Source organism: Bacillus sp. FSL L8-0167, from assembly GCF_038630295.1.
Classification (GTDB): domain Bacteria; phylum Bacillota; class Bacilli; order Bacillales; family Bacillaceae; genus Bacillus; species Bacillus safensis.
Window position 1 is genome coordinate 2,746,961 of the sequence record NZ_CP152027.1, and the last position, 18,175, is coordinate 2,765,135.

9 protein-coding genes, 21 tRNA genes, 3 rRNA genes and 1 riboswitch are annotated in these 18,175 nt (G+C 45.8%); of the genes, 3 read left to right on the forward strand and 30 right to left on the reverse strand.

Features of this window, described 5'->3' with window-relative positions:
* Positions 1–86: 86 nt before the first annotated feature.
* The 6 genes from menC to MHB66_RS14200 all read right to left on the reverse strand — a co-directional run bounded on the left by menC (position 87) and on the right by MHB66_RS14200 (position 7,528).
* Positions 87–1,211: an o-succinylbenzoate synthase gene (menC, locus tag MHB66_RS14175; RefSeq protein WP_046312180.1), complete on the reverse strand. Its 1,125-nt coding sequence runs from the start codon at positions 1,209–1,211 to the stop codon at positions 87–89.
* Positions 1,198–2,658 carry an o-succinylbenzoate--CoA ligase gene (locus MHB66_RS14180; RefSeq protein WP_046312182.1) on the reverse strand — a complete coding sequence of 487 codons (1,461 nt, stop codon included), beginning with the start codon at positions 2,656–2,658 and terminating at the stop codon, positions 1,198–1,200. The genes menC and MHB66_RS14180 overlap by 14 nt, the downstream gene beginning before the upstream one ends.
* A gap of 71 nt (positions 2,659–2,729) precedes the next feature.
* Positions 2,730–3,548 carry a 1,4-dihydroxy-2-naphthoyl-CoA synthase gene (gene menB, locus MHB66_RS14185; protein ID WP_024424937.1) on the reverse strand — a complete coding sequence of 273 codons (819 nt, stop codon included), beginning with the start codon at positions 3,546–3,548 and terminating at the stop codon, positions 2,730–2,732.
* A gap of 14 nt (positions 3,549–3,562) precedes the next feature.
* Positions 3,563–4,390, reverse strand: coding sequence for a 2-succinyl-6-hydroxy-2,4-cyclohexadiene-1-carboxylate synthase (gene menH, locus MHB66_RS14190; protein WP_034279373.1), 828 nt, complete (start codon positions 4,388–4,390; stop codon positions 3,563–3,565).
* Positions 4,372–6,117: a 2-succinyl-5-enolpyruvyl-6-hydroxy-3-cyclohexene-1-carboxylic-acid synthase gene (gene menD, locus MHB66_RS14195; protein ID WP_046312183.1), complete on the reverse strand. Its 1,746-nt coding sequence runs from the start codon at positions 6,115–6,117 to the stop codon at positions 4,372–4,374. The genes menH and menD overlap by 19 nt, the downstream gene beginning before the upstream one ends.
* A complete protein-coding gene (locus tag MHB66_RS14200) occupies positions 6,110–7,528 on the reverse strand; it encodes an isochorismate synthase (RefSeq protein WP_041116869.1) in 1,419 nt (472 codons plus the stop codon). The genes menD and MHB66_RS14200 overlap by 8 nt, the downstream gene beginning before the upstream one ends.
* A 382-nt stretch (positions 7,529–7,910) precedes the next feature.
* Here MHB66_RS14200 and MHB66_RS14205 point away from each other — a divergent pair, with 382 nt between their 5' ends.
* The 3 genes from MHB66_RS14205 to MHB66_RS14215 all read left to right on the forward strand — a co-directional run bounded on the left by MHB66_RS14205 (position 7,911) and on the right by MHB66_RS14215 (position 10,264).
* Positions 7,911–8,849 carry a 1,4-dihydroxy-2-naphthoate polyprenyltransferase gene (locus MHB66_RS14205; protein ID WP_034279366.1) on the forward strand — a complete coding sequence of 313 codons (939 nt, stop codon included), beginning with the start codon at positions 7,911–7,913 and terminating at the stop codon, positions 8,847–8,849.
* Between the two features lie 117 nt (positions 8,850–8,966).
* The gene (locus MHB66_RS14210; protein WP_046312185.1) at positions 8,967–9,701 is read left to right on the forward strand and encodes a TraR/DksA C4-type zinc finger protein; all 735 of its coding nucleotides are present in this window, start codon (positions 8,967–8,969) and stop codon (positions 9,699–9,701) included.
* An 86-nt stretch (positions 9,702–9,787) separates the two neighbouring features.
* On the forward strand, positions 9,788–10,264 hold the full coding sequence (locus tag MHB66_RS14215; RefSeq protein WP_046312187.1) for a tryptophan-rich sensory protein: 477 nt from the start codon (positions 9,788–9,790) through the stop codon (positions 10,262–10,264).
* Positions 10,265–10,339: 75 nt separating this feature from the next.
* On the opposite strand, the gene MHB66_RS14220 is transcribed toward MHB66_RS14215, so the two are convergent.
* From MHB66_RS14220 to MHB66_RS14335, 24 genes are all read right to left on the reverse strand, one after another.
* Positions 10,340–10,411 (reverse strand) — tRNA-Glu (locus MHB66_RS14220).
* A 7-nt stretch (positions 10,412–10,418) separates the two neighbouring features.
* Positions 10,419–10,509: transfer RNA gene (locus tag MHB66_RS14225), tRNA-Ser, on the reverse strand.
* 3 nt (positions 10,510–10,512) lie between these two features.
* Positions 10,513–10,587 (reverse strand) — tRNA-Asn (locus MHB66_RS14230).
* 6 nt (positions 10,588–10,593) lie between these two features.
* Positions 10,594–10,670, reverse strand: a tRNA-Ile gene (locus MHB66_RS14235).
* A 17-nt stretch (positions 10,671–10,687) separates the two neighbouring features.
* A tRNA-Gly gene (locus tag MHB66_RS14240) sits at positions 10,688–10,761 on the reverse strand.
* Between the two features lie 11 nt (positions 10,762–10,772).
* Positions 10,773–10,848, reverse strand: a tRNA-His gene (locus MHB66_RS14245).
* Between the two features lie 25 nt (positions 10,849–10,873).
* A tRNA-Phe gene (locus tag MHB66_RS14250) sits at positions 10,874–10,946 on the reverse strand.
* A gap of 18 nt (positions 10,947–10,964) precedes the next feature.
* Positions 10,965–11,041: transfer RNA gene (locus MHB66_RS14255), tRNA-Asp, on the reverse strand.
* Between the two features lie 4 nt (positions 11,042–11,045).
* A tRNA-Met gene (locus tag MHB66_RS14260) sits at positions 11,046–11,122 on the reverse strand.
* A gap of 22 nt (positions 11,123–11,144) precedes the next feature.
* A tRNA-Ser gene (locus MHB66_RS14265) sits at positions 11,145–11,237 on the reverse strand.
* A 7-nt stretch (positions 11,238–11,244) separates the two neighbouring features.
* A tRNA-Ile gene (locus MHB66_RS14270) sits at positions 11,245–11,321 on the reverse strand.
* A gap of 4 nt (positions 11,322–11,325) precedes the next feature.
* A tRNA-Met gene (locus MHB66_RS14275) sits at positions 11,326–11,399 on the reverse strand.
* 25 nt (positions 11,400–11,424) lie between these two features.
* Positions 11,425–11,497 (reverse strand) — tRNA-Ala (locus tag MHB66_RS14280).
* A gap of 8 nt (positions 11,498–11,505) precedes the next feature.
* Positions 11,506–11,582: transfer RNA gene (locus MHB66_RS14285), tRNA-Pro, on the reverse strand.
* 7 nt (positions 11,583–11,589) lie between these two features.
* A tRNA-Arg gene (locus MHB66_RS14290) sits at positions 11,590–11,666 on the reverse strand.
* Positions 11,667–11,676: 10 nt separating this feature from the next.
* Positions 11,677–11,762, reverse strand: a tRNA-Leu gene (locus MHB66_RS14295).
* Positions 11,763–11,774: 12 nt separating this feature from the next.
* Positions 11,775–11,846, reverse strand: a tRNA-Gly gene (locus MHB66_RS14300).
* A gap of 30 nt (positions 11,847–11,876) precedes the next feature.
* Positions 11,877–11,959 (reverse strand) — tRNA-Leu (locus MHB66_RS14305).
* A gap of 8 nt (positions 11,960–11,967) precedes the next feature.
* Positions 11,968–12,043: transfer RNA gene (locus tag MHB66_RS14310), tRNA-Lys, on the reverse strand.
* Positions 12,044–12,080: 37 nt separating this feature from the next.
* Positions 12,081–12,156: transfer RNA gene (locus MHB66_RS14315), tRNA-Thr, on the reverse strand.
* Positions 12,157–12,189: 33 nt separating this feature from the next.
* Positions 12,190–12,265 (reverse strand) — tRNA-Val (locus MHB66_RS14320).
* A gap of 517 nt (positions 12,266–12,782) precedes the next feature.
* Positions 12,783–12,898, reverse strand: a 5S ribosomal RNA gene (gene rrf / locus MHB66_RS14325).
* Positions 12,899–12,959: 61 nt separating this feature from the next.
* A 23S ribosomal RNA gene (locus MHB66_RS14330) occupies positions 12,960–15,890 on the reverse strand.
* A gap of 182 nt (positions 15,891–16,072) precedes the next feature.
* A 16S ribosomal RNA gene (locus MHB66_RS14335) occupies positions 16,073–17,621 on the reverse strand.
* Together the 16S, 23S and 5S rRNA genes form the textbook arrangement of a ribosomal RNA operon.
* Positions 17,622–18,057: 436 nt before the next feature.
* Positions 18,058–18,159, forward strand: a riboswitch (TPP riboswitch).
* The last annotated feature ends 16 nt before the right edge of the window (positions 18,160–18,175 follow it).

The following is an 18,175-nucleotide window of genomic DNA, read 5'->3' on the forward strand; positions in this document are numbered from 1 at the left end:
TTTCTTTTTTGTTCAGACAGGAAGGAAAAACTTTCTCTCACTATACCTAGATTCTATTGTGGATGCAAAAGGTGATTCCTTCGTTTTTATCTCACAAAATCATGTTTTGTAAACACGTCGATTTTATCTGAAAACGAACGGAGCGCTTGGTAATCAACTTCCACGCCCATTCCTGGGGAGCGAGGCACCTCAATAAACCCATTTTCAACCTTAATTTCAGGAAAAATGATATCCTGCTCCCAAAATTTTGACGAAGCTGAAATATCACCGGGAATCGTAAATTGAGGAAGCGAAGCAAGTGCCACGTTCTGCGCTCGGGAAATACCTGTTTCAATCATCCCTCCGCACCATAATGGAATTTGATTCTCCTTACAAAACGTATGAATTTTAAGAGCCTCTGTCAGTCCGCCAACTCGTGAAGGCTTCACATTAATAATTTGACAGCTGCCAAGCTCTACAGCTTTTCTAGCATCATCTAAAGAACAAATACTTTCATCTAAACAAATCGGCGTTTTTAAATGCTTTTGCAAATGGCGGTGGTCCACAATATCATCTGCAGCTAGAGGCTGTTCAATCATTAATAAACGAATATCATCGAGCTGCTTAAGCTTGCTAATATCTTTTAATTCATAAGCAGAGTTTGCATCTGCCATTAATGGCAGATCAGGAAAAGACTCTCTGATCTTTTGAAGAAGTCCAATATCTTGTCCCGGTTTAATTTTCACCTTCACCCGCTGATAGCCTTGGTCAACAAATTGCTGAATTTGCTCAAGCATATCGTCAATCGGGCCTAACCCCGCCACAACACCAGATGGTATTCTATCTTTTGTACCGCCTAATACATCGCGTAAAGACTTATTCTCACGCTTCGCATAAATATCCCAAACAGCCGCTTCAATGCCTGCTTTCGCCATCCTATTGCCTTTAAAATGATACAGACTGTCAGGGATTTCAGAAGGATGTGTAAAGGTGCGCGTCAGCACGTTCGGGATAAAGAAAGCCCTCAGCATATGATAGCAAGTCTCAATTGTTTCTTCTGTATACCACGGAGAAGAAAAAGCAGATACTTCTCCCCATCCAGTCAATCCTGTCTGATCTTTTACTTCAACAATAATAAACTCACGCTCTGAAATGGTTCCAAGACTTGTTGTAAATGGCTGTTTAAGCTTCATCGTGACATGATATAAAATTACTCGTTCAATTTGAATCATTTGAAAACCCCTTTGATCTGAGTCTGTGCCTTTGCAATTTATTCGACGCATTTCTTGGCAGCTCGTCCACAAAGTGAAAAGCGGCGGGCCATTTATATTTGGCTAAATGCGACCCACATAAAGCATAGAGCTCATTCTCCGGTATCTTATCATCTGTTACAAGGAAAGCAGCAGGTACCTCTCCCCACCTATCATCATACATACCCGTTACTCCGGCTTCCTTTACATGCGGATGTGTTAGCAGAACCGCTTCAATTTCCGCAGGATAAATATTTTCTCCGCCAGAAATAATTAAATCTGAACGGCGGTCAAGCACAAATAAGAACCCTTCCTCATCCACATAGCCAATATCACCCGTTTTCAGCCAGCCCTCATCAAAGGCAGCCGCGGTCGCTTCTTCACGGTAAAGGTATCCTTTCATCACATTTGCACCTTTCACCATAATTTCGCCATGCTCAAAAGGACGGCAAATGCGATCACCATCTTGAATTTTCAGCTCACACCCAAAAAGAGGTTTTCCCGCTGAACCAAGCTTCTCTACACTAAATTCGGGCGCAAGGGTCACAATTTGTGAACAGGTTTCCGTCATCCCGTACGATTGAAAGACAGGAAAGCCCTTCTCTTTGCTTTCTTGGAGCATCGCATAAGGCGCAGGGCCTCCTCCTAATAAAAGACAGCGCAAAGAAGATGGACATTCTGCCAATCTGCTTAATAAACGAGATAACATCGTCTGCACAACGGAAATCATCGTCACACGATGCCGTTCAATAGAATCCTTTACTTCATCGACGTCAAACTTCTGATGAAGCACGACTGTCATTCCATATATCACAGACTTAAATAAAGCAGATAAGCCGCTAATATGAAAAAGAGGCAGGGCAATGAGCCAGCGGTCATCCTCTCTGAGACCCAGATTCAGCGCAGAGGAAACAGCACTATGAAAATGATTGCCAAACGTTTGCTCTACCCCTTTTGGACGTCCCGTTGTCCCAGATGTATACATGATGGTCGCTGTTTCATACAAATCAAATTCACTCTCGATCTTGTTGATATGGCCTTGCCCTGGTTCAGGTAAAGTTTCCATTGTATAAACGGGTAAATCACCCTCATGATCGCTTGCATAACTAGATTCTGTTAATAACGCCGCGGCTTTTGCATCTTCTAGCTGATAGCGTCTTTCAGCTTTTGTCAGCTTATTATTCAATAGCACAATTTTTACCCCTAATAAAAAACAGGCATGTACAAGCATCACCATATGAGGATGATTGTTCATCAAAAGCGCAACCGCTTCCCCTTTTTTCAATGATGCCTGAGCAAGTCTATTTGAAAGCACTTCCGCTTCTTGAGCTAATTCGTGAAATGTCCACTCTTTCTCTTGATAAATGAGTGCGACTCGATCTGGCGTTAAATAGGCACGGTGCAGCAGCCAATTAGGTTGCTTCATCATGACACCTCCTTTTTGTAAAAGAAAACAGCTTAGTCTGATGCACTAAGCTGTTGTTCATTGATATCATTGAATCAAGGGAAACGCGGGAACTGGCCGAAGTCCGGCTTGCGTTTTTCCTTAAAGGAATCGCGTCCTTCTTTTGCTTCATCTGTTGTGTAATAAAGAAGTGTCGCATCTCCTGCAAATTGTTGAATTCCAGCTAATCCATCCGTATCTGCGTTAAATGCAGCCTTCAAGAATCGTAAAGCAGTCGGGCTCTTTTCTAGCATCTCCTCACACCACTTCACCGTTTCCTCTTCAAGCTGATCTAATGGGACAACTGTGTTAACAAGTCCCATATCAAGCGCTTCTTGTGCATTGTATTGACGACATAAGTACCAGATTTCTCTTGCTTTCTTATGACCAACAATACGTGCAAGGTAGCCTGAACCATAACCAGCATCAAAGCTACCTACTTTTGGACCTGTTTGTCCAAAAATCGCATTATCTGCTGCAATCGTCAGGTCACACACAACGTGAAGAACGTGTCCTCCGCCAATCGCGTAACCTGCTACCATTGCGATAACTGGTTTTGGAATGACACGAATCAAACGCTGCAAGTCTAATACATTTAGACGTGGAATTTGATCGTCTCCTACATAACCGCCATGGCCGCGAACTTTTTGGTCTCCACCAGAACAGAATGCTTTTCCGCCAGCACCTGCAAGAACAATTACACCAACTTCTGAATTATCACGAGCCCGTGAAAATGCATCAATTAATTCACTAACAGTCTTTGGGGTAAACGCGTTATGTACGTGTGGACGATTAATCGTAATCTTTGCGATCCCATTGTACGTTTCATATAAAATTTCGTCATACTGACGCTCTGTTTGCCATTCAATAGCCATCAATATTTCCTCCTCTAATCTTGCTCTAAAATAAACTCACTTACTATTTTACCAAAAAAATGTGGTTGTTCCACATGAACTGTATGCCCGGCATGCTCAGCCAAAATGAATTGACTTCCTTTCAGCTCCTGCTGCATACGTTTGCCGATATGGCAGAACTTTTCATCAAGCGTTCCGCAAATGAACAAAGCAGGCAAATGAATATGCTTTAACGCCTTCCAAACAGACGGCTGTGAACCTGTTCCAATTCCTTCTAAGCTGCGAGCCAGTCCAAGAGGATTGGCTTTTAATCTTCCCTCTCTCAGCTCAGTCTGCCTTTCAGCTGATAAAGTTTTCTGCGACGCAAACAAAGGAATGCTTTCCCAAAAATCCACAAACTTCACTAAGCCTTCATGTCTAATCTTTTGAGCAAGCTGATGATCATGCTTTAGTCTTGCCATCCGCTCTTTAAAAGTGCGAAGCCCAGGAGACGTACTCTCAAGGATCAATTTATTGACACGATCTGGATAACGAGCGGCAAATGATAAAGCAATACGTCCTCCCATAGAATATCCGAGAATATTCACTTTGTGAAGCTTTAATTGGTTTAAAATCTCTACAAGATCTGCCAGCTGCTGAGACATTGCATATCTTCTCACACTTTCTGGCGAGTCCGTACGCCCATGTCCGAGCAAGCTGACCTGAATCAGTCTTGTATTCTCCAAATAAGCATTCAAGAACGTCCAAGACGCTGCACTTCCAGTGAATCCGTGTAAGCATAGTGTAGCATTTGCTGCCGAAGGGTTCTGGTCCACCACTTCGTACGCTACCCCATCACGCATTCTTATGATGAGAGAAGGCATTCTTTTTTCACTTCTTCCAATATGTCATCCATCATTTGACGATGCTTGTCTACACGGGAATGACGATCTGTTTCAATTTCAATTAAATGAAGACCAGGTTCATCGATATGAGCCATGTACAAATCATGTAACTCTTGTTTCGTTGCCGGTTTCGAATAGGTTCCCCCATATAACTTCGATGCATACTCAAAATTCAGTCCTGTCGGCGTACCGAAGAGCTTTTCATAATACGGTTCATCAGACGCCTGCGGAAGGAAAGAAAAGATACCTCCCCCATCATTGTTTATCAAAACAACTGTCAGCGGAATGTCCATCAGCTTAGCTGCAAGCAGACCGTTCATATCATGGTAAAATGATAAATCTCCAATGACTAAAGTGACTGGCTGCTTCAATGCTGCATACGTGCCAAGTGCTGTGGACACAACGCCATCAATGCCATTTGCTCCGCGATTGGCCATCATTCGAAAAGGCTTGGACTGAGTTTCAAAAAATGTATCTACATCACGAATCGGCATACTATTTCCGATAAAAAGGACACTTTCCTTTGGCAAGAGGTGCTGAAGCTGACGGTACACATTCCCTTCAAAGGACAAATCCTCATCTGAATAGCGGGCTGCATGCGTTCTGAATGAAGAATTAGCATTCTGCCAGCAGTTTAAGAAGCTTGTCTCTTTACGTTGTACTGCTTGATTTAATGCTGCTTCTACAAAAGCAGACACAGTACTTTCAATGACGTATGAAGCACTTAACCCAGGATCACGAAAACCTCCGGCTGCATCTACAACAATCTGCTTCACTTCCGCATGTTTTTCCAGCCACTTGAATAAGGGCTTAGATACAGGCATCGGTCCAAAACGAATGACCATATCCGGCAAGAGGTGCTGCTGTAATGCTTCATCTTTTAATAAAGAATCATACGCATCGATAATCAGATCTTCATTTACATGTCCGTTGCGCAAAAGAGACAGCGGGTCAGCTAAAATAGGTAAATGAAGAGCTTTCGAAAGGCGTAAAACTGCCTCTTTTTCTTCCTGTGTATGAAGTTCACCAGCCACAATCAGTCCCTTTTTGGAATGGTTCATGACGGTTACGATTTCAGACATCACTCGATCATTTGGGAAAGTCTGACCTGATGCTAATACCTTTTTCGTGTCTGATTCTTCTCTCGCGAAAGGATCAATAGACAGATCAGGAAGCAATGGTTCTCTCAGAGGTACATTAATCTGAACAGGCCCCTTTGGCTCCTGCATCGACATGTGATTTGCTCTCGCAGCTGCTGTCTGAACATATCGCAGCATTGTTTGACTTTCCTCTGGCAGAGCTAAGTCTGTGAACCATTTAACAAACTTACCGAATAAGAATTGCTGATCAATCGCTTGAGGTGCTCCAACTTCCCTCAATTCGTGCGGCCGATCAGCAGTTAAAACAATAAGAGGTACACGAGAATAATGCGCCTCTACAATGGCTGGATAAAAATTAGCAGCTGCTGTACCTGATGTACAAATAAGCAGCACTGGTGATTGACTTGCTTTTGCAAGACCAAGCGCATAAAAAGCAGCAGACCGTTCGTCCACTAAAACATGGACATGGATGTCTTGATGAGCAAGAGCCAGCATCGCAAGCGGAGTTGAACGAGAACCTGGACAGACAACTGCCTCTTTCACACCACCTTGGACGAATTCATCCATCAATCTGCCTATATATGTTGTCATGATGTGATTATTCAATAGGATGACCTCCAAGAGCAGACAGCATTGGTCTTAACTTCACTTGTGTTTCCTCATACTCCTGCTTTGCAAGGGAATCCTCTACAATTCCGCAGCCAGCGAATAAACGAACATGATCTTCCTCAATAAGACCTGACCGAATGGCTACAGCAAATTCTCCATTATCCTGAGAATCAATCCAGCCTACCGGCGCTGCATACCAGCCGCGCTTGAGCGGTTCGATTTCACGAATCACTTCTATAGCCTTTTCCTTCGGATATCCGCCTAGTGCCGGCGTCGGATGAAGCTGCTCAATTAATGAAAAAAGGGAACAGCTGCTTTTAATTTCTCCCACAATCGGTGTAAACAAATGCTGAATGTTTTTTGTTTTATAAAGACTTGGTTGATTTGGTTTATGCACATGAAGGCAATTCGCTTTAAATGCTTGCTCAATCATATTGACGACAATTTGATGTTCAATCAAATTCTTCTCATCATGCAGCAGTTCCTCGCCTAATGCGTGATCCTCCGCTTCATCTTTTCCGCGAACAATGGAACCTGCTAAACAGGATGAAAAGACCTCTCCGCCGCTTTTTTTCACTAAGCGTTCCGGCGTTGCTCCGACAAATGCTTGTCTTCCCTGTTCAACCGCAAATACATAACTTGTTGTTTGATGCTTTAATAATTCTGCTAATAGTGGAGCAAGTTCAATTTGATTTTTATAGTGAAGCAAGACTTCTCTTGCTAAAACAACCTTTTCATATTCGTTTGCACGAATGTGGTCTGTCGCTTCTTGGATCGCCTTCATCCATTCGTTCACATCCAGCTCTTCCATATGAACAAGTTCAGCTTGTCCACCAGTCCGTACTGGTAATGTCTCGAAACGAGAGGCCTTTTGTTCTAATTCTTGAATAAGCTGATGAACATTCCCGTCCACCTGCTTCCACTCATTGATCGTAAGAAAGCTGCCTTCTTTTGAAACAGTCAGCATGATCGATGGCACAAAAAAATGAGCCTCGCCAAATGCTTCCCAATGACGCGCCTTCTCTTCGTGCGGATCAAACGAGAATCCTCCAAATAAAAGCGGACCAACAGCCGCTTGCTTTAACTCCTTCTCATCATGAAAATGGAACATGTGCTGCTTTAGCTGTTCCCATTCTTGATGGACTATATCGAATCGTTCCTTGCCTTGCTCAGATGATTTAATGACGGCCGCTCTGCCAAGTCCAGAAAATATCATTTGGCTTTCTGGATCAGACCAAAAAAACCGCTCGCCTAAAAAATCCGCTTCGCCGCTTTGGAAAAAGGCAAGAGGATCCAGATCGTCAACTCTTCTGGAGTAGCTTATCAAAACAGCATGGTTGACGTTATTCGCTTCTTCTAATGTCGCGAGCGCTTCCTGCCGGAAAGTACTTTGCACTGTTGTCACCATGATACATTCCTCCAAAATCCATGAAATAACATAAAAAAATAAAACCCATAATGAAAAAATACATGAACATTCGAATATGTCGAATGACCTGCTTTTCTATTATAAACCTTAACAGATGAACTTAGTAAAGAAAACAGCTTTTAAAACCTCGAATCCTTATTATATCACGCTTTCAAGATTTTTTCGCTCCTGCTTATTGAAACGAGAGCATCAAAGGTAAAATGGCAGGACCTGTTCTAAAATCAAGCTTTCCTTCGATATGGCAACGATTAGCAAACATCTTTTTCCCGATTCATCGCATCAATATATTGACACCTTTTTGAACTTTGCTAAACTGGAATTTGGACGTGTACGTATTTTTTTATTTAAAGGAGTATATTTTATGCAGCATCAATCGATATCAGATCAGCTTTCACCAATAAAGCCTGATAAAAACTGGCGAATTTGGTGGAATTTACTACGACCGCATACACTAACAGCGGCATTTATTCCCGTTACTTTAGGAACTGTTTTAGCACTTCCAAGTGGTCAAATACATGGTGGGCTATTTTTAGCCATGCTGTTCGCATCTATGTTTATCCAAATCGCAACAAACATGTTTAATGAGTACTTTGATTATGTTCGCGGGCTGGACAACGAGAAATCTGTCGGCATCGGCGGAGCCATTGTAAGAAACGGTGTGAAGCCAAAGACAGTCCTCACCCTCGCTTATGCACTATTTGCGGTTTCTTTATTACTTGGGGTATATATTTGCATGATGTCTAGCTGGTGGATTGCACTAATAGGTCTTATTTGTATGGCAGCAGGCTATTTTTATACTGGCGGCCCTGTACCAATTGCATATACACCGTTTGGAGAACTTGTTTCAGGTGCTTTTATGGGATTAGGAATCATCCTGATTAGTTTCTATATCCAAACAGGCACACTGACGTCTAAAGCTGTTCTCGTCTCACTACCAATTTCTATTTTAGTTGGTGCCATCTTACTGTCGAACAATATCCGTGATTTAGACGGGGACAAGGAAAATGGACGAAGAACACTTGCCATTCTTGCTGGACGCAAAGCTGCAGTGAACATTTTACTTTCCATGTTTTTGGTATCATATGTACTCATTTTTGTTTATATCTTCACAGATATCGTCGGTCTTTGGAGTCTTCTTGTTTTACTCAGTGTGCCAAAAGCCTATACAGCCATTAAAGAGTTTAAACAAAAAGAAAAGCCGATTGAATTAATGAATGCCATGAAATCTACAGCTCAAACCAATACATTTTTTGGTTTTCTGCTGACGATCGCTTTAATCTTACAATACTATATCGCGTAACAAAGAACGCCTGCAGCCGCAGGCGTTTTTTAATAAGGAATTGCTTCAAATTGGAACTAGTCTTACATACAAAATTGCTCATACTAACAATATGTTTGATATGAAAGGATGATCGCTTTGTTGTCTAAAGACGAATTACATCATTTGAAGCAGCGCCTTCTCGATGAAAAGAAAGAACTTGAAGCCAAAAGCCATGACGATGAACAGAAAGTATCCTTTCCTTACGATTCGATCGGTGAATTGTCTGCCTATGATAACCACCCGGGTGATCAAGGGACAGAGCTGTTCGAGCGGGGGAAAGATATTGCTTTAAACAGCTTGGAACATGAACATATGTTAGACATCAATGAAGCACTCCAAGCCATTGCAGACGGCTCTTATGGTCTGTGCAAGGTCTGTAAAGCCCCTATTCCAAAGGAACGCTTAGAAGCCCTGCCTACTGCCGTCACATGCACAGAGCATTCAAAAGAACAGACCGTTTCACAAAACCGTCCGATTGAAGAGGATTTATTAAGTCCTCCCGCGGGACAATTTGAAAATGAAGAAAGTGCTGCGTACGATGGAGAGGATGCCTACCAAGACGTAGAACGCTACGGAAACTCTGAGACCCCGTCTGATATGGAATTCCCTCCTCTAACATACGATGATGTGTATACACAATCAGAAGATGAAGATTATGTGGAGGACTACGAAGGATTCGCAGCTGCTGATATTGAAGGAAAAGCCAGCAAGGTGTATCCGACCAAAGCACACGAGGCCTATGAAGAAGCACTAGACGAAGAAGGTGTCATGACGGTATTTGGTGACTTGAAACCGTACGAGAAAGAACCTTATACAGAAGAAAATCATTAGTCCCCTCATATTGGGGGCTTTATGTTTATATCATGTAATTATTGGGAAATCATTTTAAGAGTGAATTTGATTGGAGGAGATTCTTGATGGCTAGAAAAAGTATCATTTGGGCGATTGTCGTCTTCTTTATTACATACGCACTATTCTCTATTGCCGGATTCTTGTTCCCCATCGACAGAGAATGGTATGACGCATTGAATAAACCAGAATTGACGCCTGGTGGCGGTGTCATTGCTGCTGTGTGGGCTGTCTTATTTGCACTCATCTCATTGTCCGCAGCGATCATTTATGGAAAGTATGGATTTCAAAAAATTACATTACCATTTTGGATTCTTTTCCTTTTAAATTATGTTTTCAATCAAGCCTTTGGCTTTTTTCAATTTACACAAAAGGATTTGTTTGCAGCTACAATCGACTGCCTGCTCGTCGCACTGACAGCACTTGCACTTGTCATCGTCTCACGTAAACTAAGCAAAGTCGTTCCAATTTTACTGATTCCTTATGTCTTATGGGGCTTCTTTGCCACATACTTGTCTTATACGATCTATTCCATGAATATGTAAAAAAAGACCGCCATGATGCGGTCTTTCGTTTGGAGAAAATAAAAAAGAGATCTTTGACAAGATCTCTTTTAAAAATGACCCGTACGGGATTCGAACCCGTGTTACCGCCGTGAAAGGGCGGTGTCTTAACCGCTTGACCAACGGGCCAGATCAATGGCGGAGAAGGAGGGATTTGAACCCTCGCGCCGCTTACGCGACCTACACCCTTAGCAGGGGCGCCTCTTCAGCCACTTGAGTACTTCTCCATTTGGCTCCGCAGGTAGGATTCGAACCTACGACCGATCGGTTAACAGCCGATAGCTCTACCACTGAGCTACTGCGGAAGATCATGGTGGGCCTGAGTGGACTCGAACCACCGACCTCACGCTTATCAGGCGTGCGCTCTAACCAGCTGAGCTACAGGCCCATGAACAGATATACAAATGGAGCGGGTGATGGGAATCGAACCCACGACATCAGCTTGGAAGGCTGAGGTTTTACCACTAAACTACACCCGCAAAAATATGTATGGGGCGATTGATGGGAATCGAACCCACGAGTGCCAGAGCCACAATCTGGTGCGTTAACCACTTCGCCACAACCGCCATACTATGAATATTTTGATAAAAGTGGCTCGGGACGGAATCGAACCGCCGACACACGGATTTTCAGTCCGTTGCTCTACCAACTGAGCTACCGAGCCAAGTATTCTCTTGAAAAATGGCGGTCCGGACGGGACTCGAACCCGCGACCTCCTGCGTGACAGGCAGGCATTCTAACCAACTGAACTACCGGACCATTTTGGTTGCGGGGGCAGGATTTGAACCTGCGACCTTCGGGTTATGAGCCCGACGAGCTACCGAACTGCTCCACCCCGCGATGATATGGGTTTTAAAAAATATGGCGGAGGAAGAGGGATTCGAACCCCCGCGGGCTTTGACACCCCTGTCGGTTTTCAAGACCGATCCCTTCAGCCGGACTTGGGTATTCCTCCGTATAGATGGTGGACCTTGTAGGACTCGAACCTACGACCGGACGGTTATGAGCCGTCTGCTCTAACCAACTGAGCTAAAGGTCCTTTATAGCGGCGGAGGGGATCGAACCCCCGACCTCACGGGTATGAACCGTACGCTCTAGCCAGCTGAGCTACACCGCCATGATCAAAATAATCTTTTAAAAAGTGGAGCCTAGCGGGATCGAACCGCTGACCTCCTGCGTGCAAGGCAGGCGCTCTCCCAGCTGAGCTAAGGCCCCATAAAAGATGGTCGGGAAGACAGGATTCGAACCTGCGACCCCTTGGTCCCAAACCAAGTGCTCTACCAAGCTGAGCTACTTCCCGATCTTAATGGCGCGCCCGAGAGGAGTCGAACCCCTAACCTTTTGATCCGTAGTCAAACGCTCTATCCAATTGAGCTACGGGCGCTTATTTATAATGCCGAGGGCCGGACTTGAACCGGCACGGTAGTCACCTACCGCAGGATTTTAAGTCCTGTGTGTCTGCCAATTCCACCACCCCGGCGTGGATGGTATAAGCGGAAGACGGGATTCGAACCCGCGACCCCCACCTTGGCAAGGTGGTGTTCTACCACTGAACTACTTCCGCATTACAGGATTTCTTTATTTTATTTGGCAATGCGGGTGAAGGGACTTGAACCCCCACGTCATAAAGACACTAGATCCTAAGTCTAGCGCGTCTGCCAATTCCGCCACACCCGCATGAAACATGGTGAGCCATGAAGGACTCGAACCTTCGACCCTCTGATTAAAAGTCAGATGCTCTACCAACTGAGCTAATGGCTCGCTTTAAAAGCGACTTGTCTATCTTACCATATGAAAGTGGTGCCGGCAAGAGGACTTGAACCCCCAACCTACTGATTACAAGTCAGTTGCTCTACCAGTTGAGCTACACCGGCTTTATCTATCCTAACATTATGTAAGAATAAATATGGTGGAGGATGACGGGCTCGAACCGCCGACCCTCTGCTTGTAAGGCAGATGCTCTCCCAGCTGAGCTAATCCTCCACTATGTAGGAATCTCTCGATCCGACAAAGATTATTATATACAGGTTTTAATCATTTGTAAAGGCTATATTAAAAAAATTTTATTTCAATTTTCATTGCGTATTTCTTTTAACAAATGATCGTCATTTCTCCTATTCAAACAGCTGCTGTTCCACGTTCAGCAGCTGAACTTCTCTCTTCTATATTCTCTTTTAAAACGTTCGATTCCTTCAGAAATATTAGCAGTCCCTCATTTTTATACTTTAATGATATATGTATCTCTTTAGCCGTAAGCATTTATAAAAAATCATAGAGGCTTACACATCTTTAATTTCCCTATATAAGCTGATACTCTGTCTCTCTATTGTTTTTTTATAGATAATGGTTTATGCGATAGACTCTTTTTCTCTTTATATCCAAGTATTTCACACGCTGCTTGTGGACATAAAATGAAGCCACGATCTTTTATCAAACAAGTGAATGTACCCTCAACTTGCACAAAAAAGACCAGTTCCGACTGGAACTGATCCTTATAGAAGCTTGGCGGCGTCCTACTCTCACAGGGGGAAACCCCCAACTACCATCGGCGCTGAAGAGCTTAACTTCCGTGTTCGGTATGGGAACGGGTGTGACCTCTTCGCTATCGCCACCAAACCTGATGGAGAGAATGTTCTCTCAAAACTAGATAACAATGTTCATGCTTCACATTAGAATATAGGTTAAGTCCTCGATCTATTAGTATCTGTCAGCTCCACGTGTCACCACGCTTCCACCTCAGACCTATCAACCTGATCATCTTTCAGGGATCTTACTTCCTTGCGGAATGGGAAATCTCATCTTGAGGGGGGCTTCATGCTTAGATGCTTTCAGCACTTATCCCGTCCGCACATAGCTACCCAGCGATGCCCTTGGCAGAACAACTGGTACACCAGCGGTGCGTCCATCCCGGTCCTCTCGTACTAAGGACAGCTCCTCTCAAATTTCCTGCGCCCGCGACGGATAGGGACCGAACTGTCTCACGACGTTCTGAACCCAGCTCGCGTACCGCTTTAATGGGCGAACAGCCCAACCCTTGGGACCGACTACAGCCCCAGGATGCGATGAGCCGACATCGAGGTGCCAAACCTCCCCGTCGATGTGGACTCTTGGGGGAGATAAGCCTGTTATCCCCGGGGTAGCTTTTATCCGTTGAGCGATGGCCCTTCCATGCGGAACCACCGGATCACTAAGCCCGACTTTCGTCCCTGCTCGACTTGTAGGTCTCGCAGTCAAGCTCCCTTGTGCCTTTACACTCTGCGAATGATTTCCAACCATTCTGAGGGAACCTTTGGGCGCCTCCGTTACATTTTAGGAGGCGACCGCCCCAGTCAAACTGCCCACCTGACACTGTCTCCCTGCCCGATAAGGGCAGCGGGTTAGAAGGTCAATACAGCCAGGGTAGTATCCCACCGATGCCTCCACCGAAGCTAGCGCTCCGGTTTCCAAGGCTCCTACCTATCCTGTACAAGCTGTACCAACATTCAATATCAGGCTGCAGTAAAGCTCCACGGGGTCTTTCCGTCCTGTCGCGGGTAACCTGCATCTTCACAGGTACTATAATTTCACCGAGTCTCTCGTTGAGACAGTGCCCAGATCGTTGCGCCTTTCGTGCGGGTCGGAACTTACCCGACAAGGAATTTCGCTACCTTAGGACCGTTATAGTTACGGCCGCCGTTTACTGGGGCTTCAATTCGCACCTTCGCTTACGCTAAGCGCTCCTCTTAACCTTCCAGCACCGGGCAGGCGTCAGCCCCTATACTTCGCCTTACGGCTTCGCAGAGACCTGTGTTTTTGCTAAACAGTCGCCTGGGCCTATTCACTGCGGCTTCTCGGGGCTTTAACACCCTAAGAAGCACCCCTTCTCCCGAAGTTACGGGGTCATTTTGCCGAGTTCCTTAACGAGAGTTCTCTCGATCACCTTAGGATTCTCTCCTCGCCTACCTGTGTCGGTTTGCGGTACGGGCACCTCTCACCTCGCTAGAGGCTTTTCTTGGCAGTGTGGAATCAGGAACTTCGCTACTAAATTTCGCTCGCCATCACAGCTCAGCCTTTACGGGAAACGGATTTGCCTATTTCCCAGCCTAACTGCTTGGACGCGGATATCCAATACCGCGCTTACCCTATCCTCCTGCGTCCCCCCATTGCTCAAATGGTGAGGAGGTGGTACAGGAATATCAACCTGTTGTCCATCGCCTACGCCTTTCGGCCTCGGCTTAGGTCCCGACTAACCCTGAGCGGACGAGCCTTCCTCAGGAAACCTTAGGCATTCGGTGGACGGGATTCTCACCCGTCTTTCGCTACTCATACCGGCATTCTCACTTCTAAGCGCTCCACCAGTCCTTCCGGTCTGGCTTCACAGCCCTTAGAACGCTCTCCTACCACTGTTCGTAAGAACAGTCCGCAGCTTCGGTGATACGTTTAGCCCCGGTACATTTTCGGCGCAGAGTCACTCGACCAGTGAGCTATTACGCACTCTTTAAATGGTGGCTGCTTCTAAGCCAACATCCTGGTTGTCTAAGCAACTCCACATCCTTTTCCACTTAACGTATACTTTGGGACCTTAGCTGGCGGTCTGGGCTGTTTCCCTTTCGACTACGGATCTTATCACTCGCAGTCTGACTCCCAAGGATAAGTCATCGGCATTCGGAGTTTGACTGAATTCGGTAACCCGGTAGGGGCCCCTAGTCCAATCAGTGCTCTACCTCCGAGACTCTTACCTTGAGGCTAGCCCTAAAGCTATTTCGGAGAGAACCAGCTATCTCCAGGTTCGATTGGCATTTCACCCCTACCCACACCTCATCCCCGCACTTTTCAACGTGCGTGGGTTCGGGCCTCCATTCAGTGTTACCTGAACTTCACCCTGGACATGGGTAGATCACCTGGTTTCGGGTCTACGACCACGTACTCATGCGCCCTATTCAGACTCGCTTTCGCTGCGGCTCCGCATCTTCTGCTTAACCTTGCACGGGATCGTAACTCGCCGGTTCATTCTACAAAAGGCACGCCATCACCCGTTAACGGGCTCTGACTACTTGTAGGCACACGGTTTCAGGATCTATTTCACTCCCCTTCCGGGGTGCTTTTCACCTTTCCCTCACGGTACTGGTTCACTATCGGTCACTAGGGAGTATTTAGCCTTGGGAGATGGTCCTCCCGGATTCCGACGGAATTTCACGTGTTCCGCCGTACTCAGGATCCACTCTGGAGAGAACGACATTTCAGTTACAGGGCTGTTACCTTCTTTGGCGGGCCTTTCCAGACCTCTTCGCTTATATCATTCCTTTGTAACTCCGTATAGAGTGTCCTACAACCCCAAGAGGCAAGCCTCTTGGTTTGGGCTGTTCCCGTTTCGCTCGCCGCTACTCAGGGAATCGCATTTGCTTTCTCTTCCTCCGGGTACTTAGATGTTTCAGTTCCCCGGGTATGCCTTCTCATACTCTATGTATTCAAGTATGGATACTACTCCATTACGAGCAGTGGGTTTCCCCATTCGGAAATCTCCGGATCAAAGCTTGCTTACAGCTCCCCGAAGCATATCGGTGTTCGTCCCGTCCTTCATCGGCTCCTAGTGCCAAGGCATCCACCGTGCGCCCTTTCTAACTTAACCATTTCTTACTTTAGAAAGAATCACTATGTGTGATGAACTTTGCATTGCATTCAATGTGAATGTATTACTTATTGTTATCTAGTTTTCAAAGAACAATCCTGTCTCGCTAGAGACATGTTTTGAAGGAATGATCCTTCAAAACTAAACAAGACGAAAACGTACGCTGCTCCATATATCCTTAGAAAGGAGGTGATCCAGCCGCACCTTCCGATACGGCTACCTTGTTACGACTTCACCCCAATCATCTGCCCCACCTTCGGCGGCTGGCTCCATAAAGGTTACCTCACCGACTTCGGGTGTTGCAAACTCTCGTGGTGTGACGGGCGGTGTGTACAAGGCCCGGGAACGTATTCACCGCGGCATGCTGATCCGCGATTACTAGCGATTCCAGCTTCACGCAGTCGAGTTGCAGACTGCGATCCGAACTGAGAACAGATTTATGGGATTGGCTAAACCTTGCGGTCTTGCAGCCCTTTGTTCTGTCCATTGTAGCACGTGTGTAGCCCAGGTCATAAGGGGCATGATGATTTGACGTCATCCCCACCTTCCTCCGGTTTGTCACCGGCAGTCACCTTAGAGTGCCCAACTGAATGCTGGCAACTAAGATCAAGGGTTGCGCTCGTTGCGGGACTTAACCCAACATCTCACGACACGAGCTGACGACAACCATGCACCACCTGTCACTCTGTCCCCGAAGGGAAAGCCCTATCTCTAGGGTTGTCAGAGGATGTCAAGACCTGGTAAGGTTCTTCGCGTTGCTTCGAATTAAACCACATGCTCCACCGCTTGTGCGGGCCCCCGTCAATTCCTTTGAGTTTCAGTCTTGCGACCGTACTCCCCAGGCGGAGTGCTTAATGCGTTAGCTGCAGCACTAAGGGGCGGAAACCCCCTAACACTTAGCACTCATCGTTTACGGCGTGGACTACCAGGGTATCTAATCCTGTTCGCTCCCCACGCTTTCGCTCCTCAGCGTCAGTTACAGACCAGAGAGTCGCCTTCGCCACTGGTGTTCCTCCACATCTCTACGCATTTCACCGCTACACGTGGAATTCCACTCTCCTCTTCTGCACTCAAGTTTCCCAGTTTCCAATGACCCTCCCCGGTTGAGCCGGGGGCTTTCACATCAGACTTAAGAAACCGCCTGCGAGCCCTTTACGCCCAATAATTCCGGACAACGCTTGCCACCTACGTATTACCGCGGCTGCTGGCACGTAGTTAGCCGTGGCTTTCTGGTTAGGTACCGTCAAGGTGCGAGCAGTTACTCTCGCACTTGTTCTTCCCTAACAACAGAGCTTTACGATCCGAAAACCTTCATCACTCACGCGGCGTTGCTCCGTCAGACTTTCGTCCATTGCGGAAGATTCCCTACTGCTGCCTCCCGTAGGAGTCTGGGCCGTGTCTCAGTCCCAGTGTGGCCGATCACCCTCTCAGGTCGGCTACGCATCGTCGCCTTGGTGAGCCATTACCCCACCAACTAGCTAATGCGCCGCGGGTCCATCTGTAAGTGACAGCCGAAACCGTCTTTCATCCTTGAACCATGCGGTTCAAGGAACTATCCGGTATTAGCTCCGGTTTCCCGGAGTTATCCCAGTCTTACAGGCAGGTTACCCACGTGTTACTCACCCGTCCGCCGCTAACATCCGGGAGCAAGCTCCCTTCTGTCCGCTCGACTTGCATGTATTAGGCACGCCGCCAGCGTTCGTCCTGAGCCAGGATCAAACTCTCCGAGGTATGCAGGATGCATATCACACATGCGTTGCTACACGATGTAGCGAACTTAGCATGTGATCATTTCCTGCCTCGCCAGTTTGACTGACTACCTATGAAGTTTCATAGGATTTTTTTTATAAAAACTCGAATTAACAGGTACGTTTTGTCTTGTTTAGTTTTCAAAGATCATCTTCGTCGTCTCCCAGAGGCGACTTTATTAATATAACATTCTATCAAGATAAAGTCAACAACTTTTTTCTTAATGTTATTTATCAACCGCGCTGTTTCAGCGGCGAATACAAATATAACACCTTTTGAAAGAAGAAACAAGTATTTTTTCTAAATAATTTATTTTTCCTTATCTCTTACTATATATTGATACAAATGCTGCTTATCTCGGGAATTGTCTATTGTTGATCCTGCAGGTCTTTAGTATATTTATAATAGATTGAAACTAAATAACCGCAGGGGGAGCTTTGTGCTGAGAGTGAACATTCGTTGTTCTGACCCTTTGAACCTGTCAGTTAATACTGAAGTAGGAATGTGGCATCACTTGAATACATACGGTGTATTCA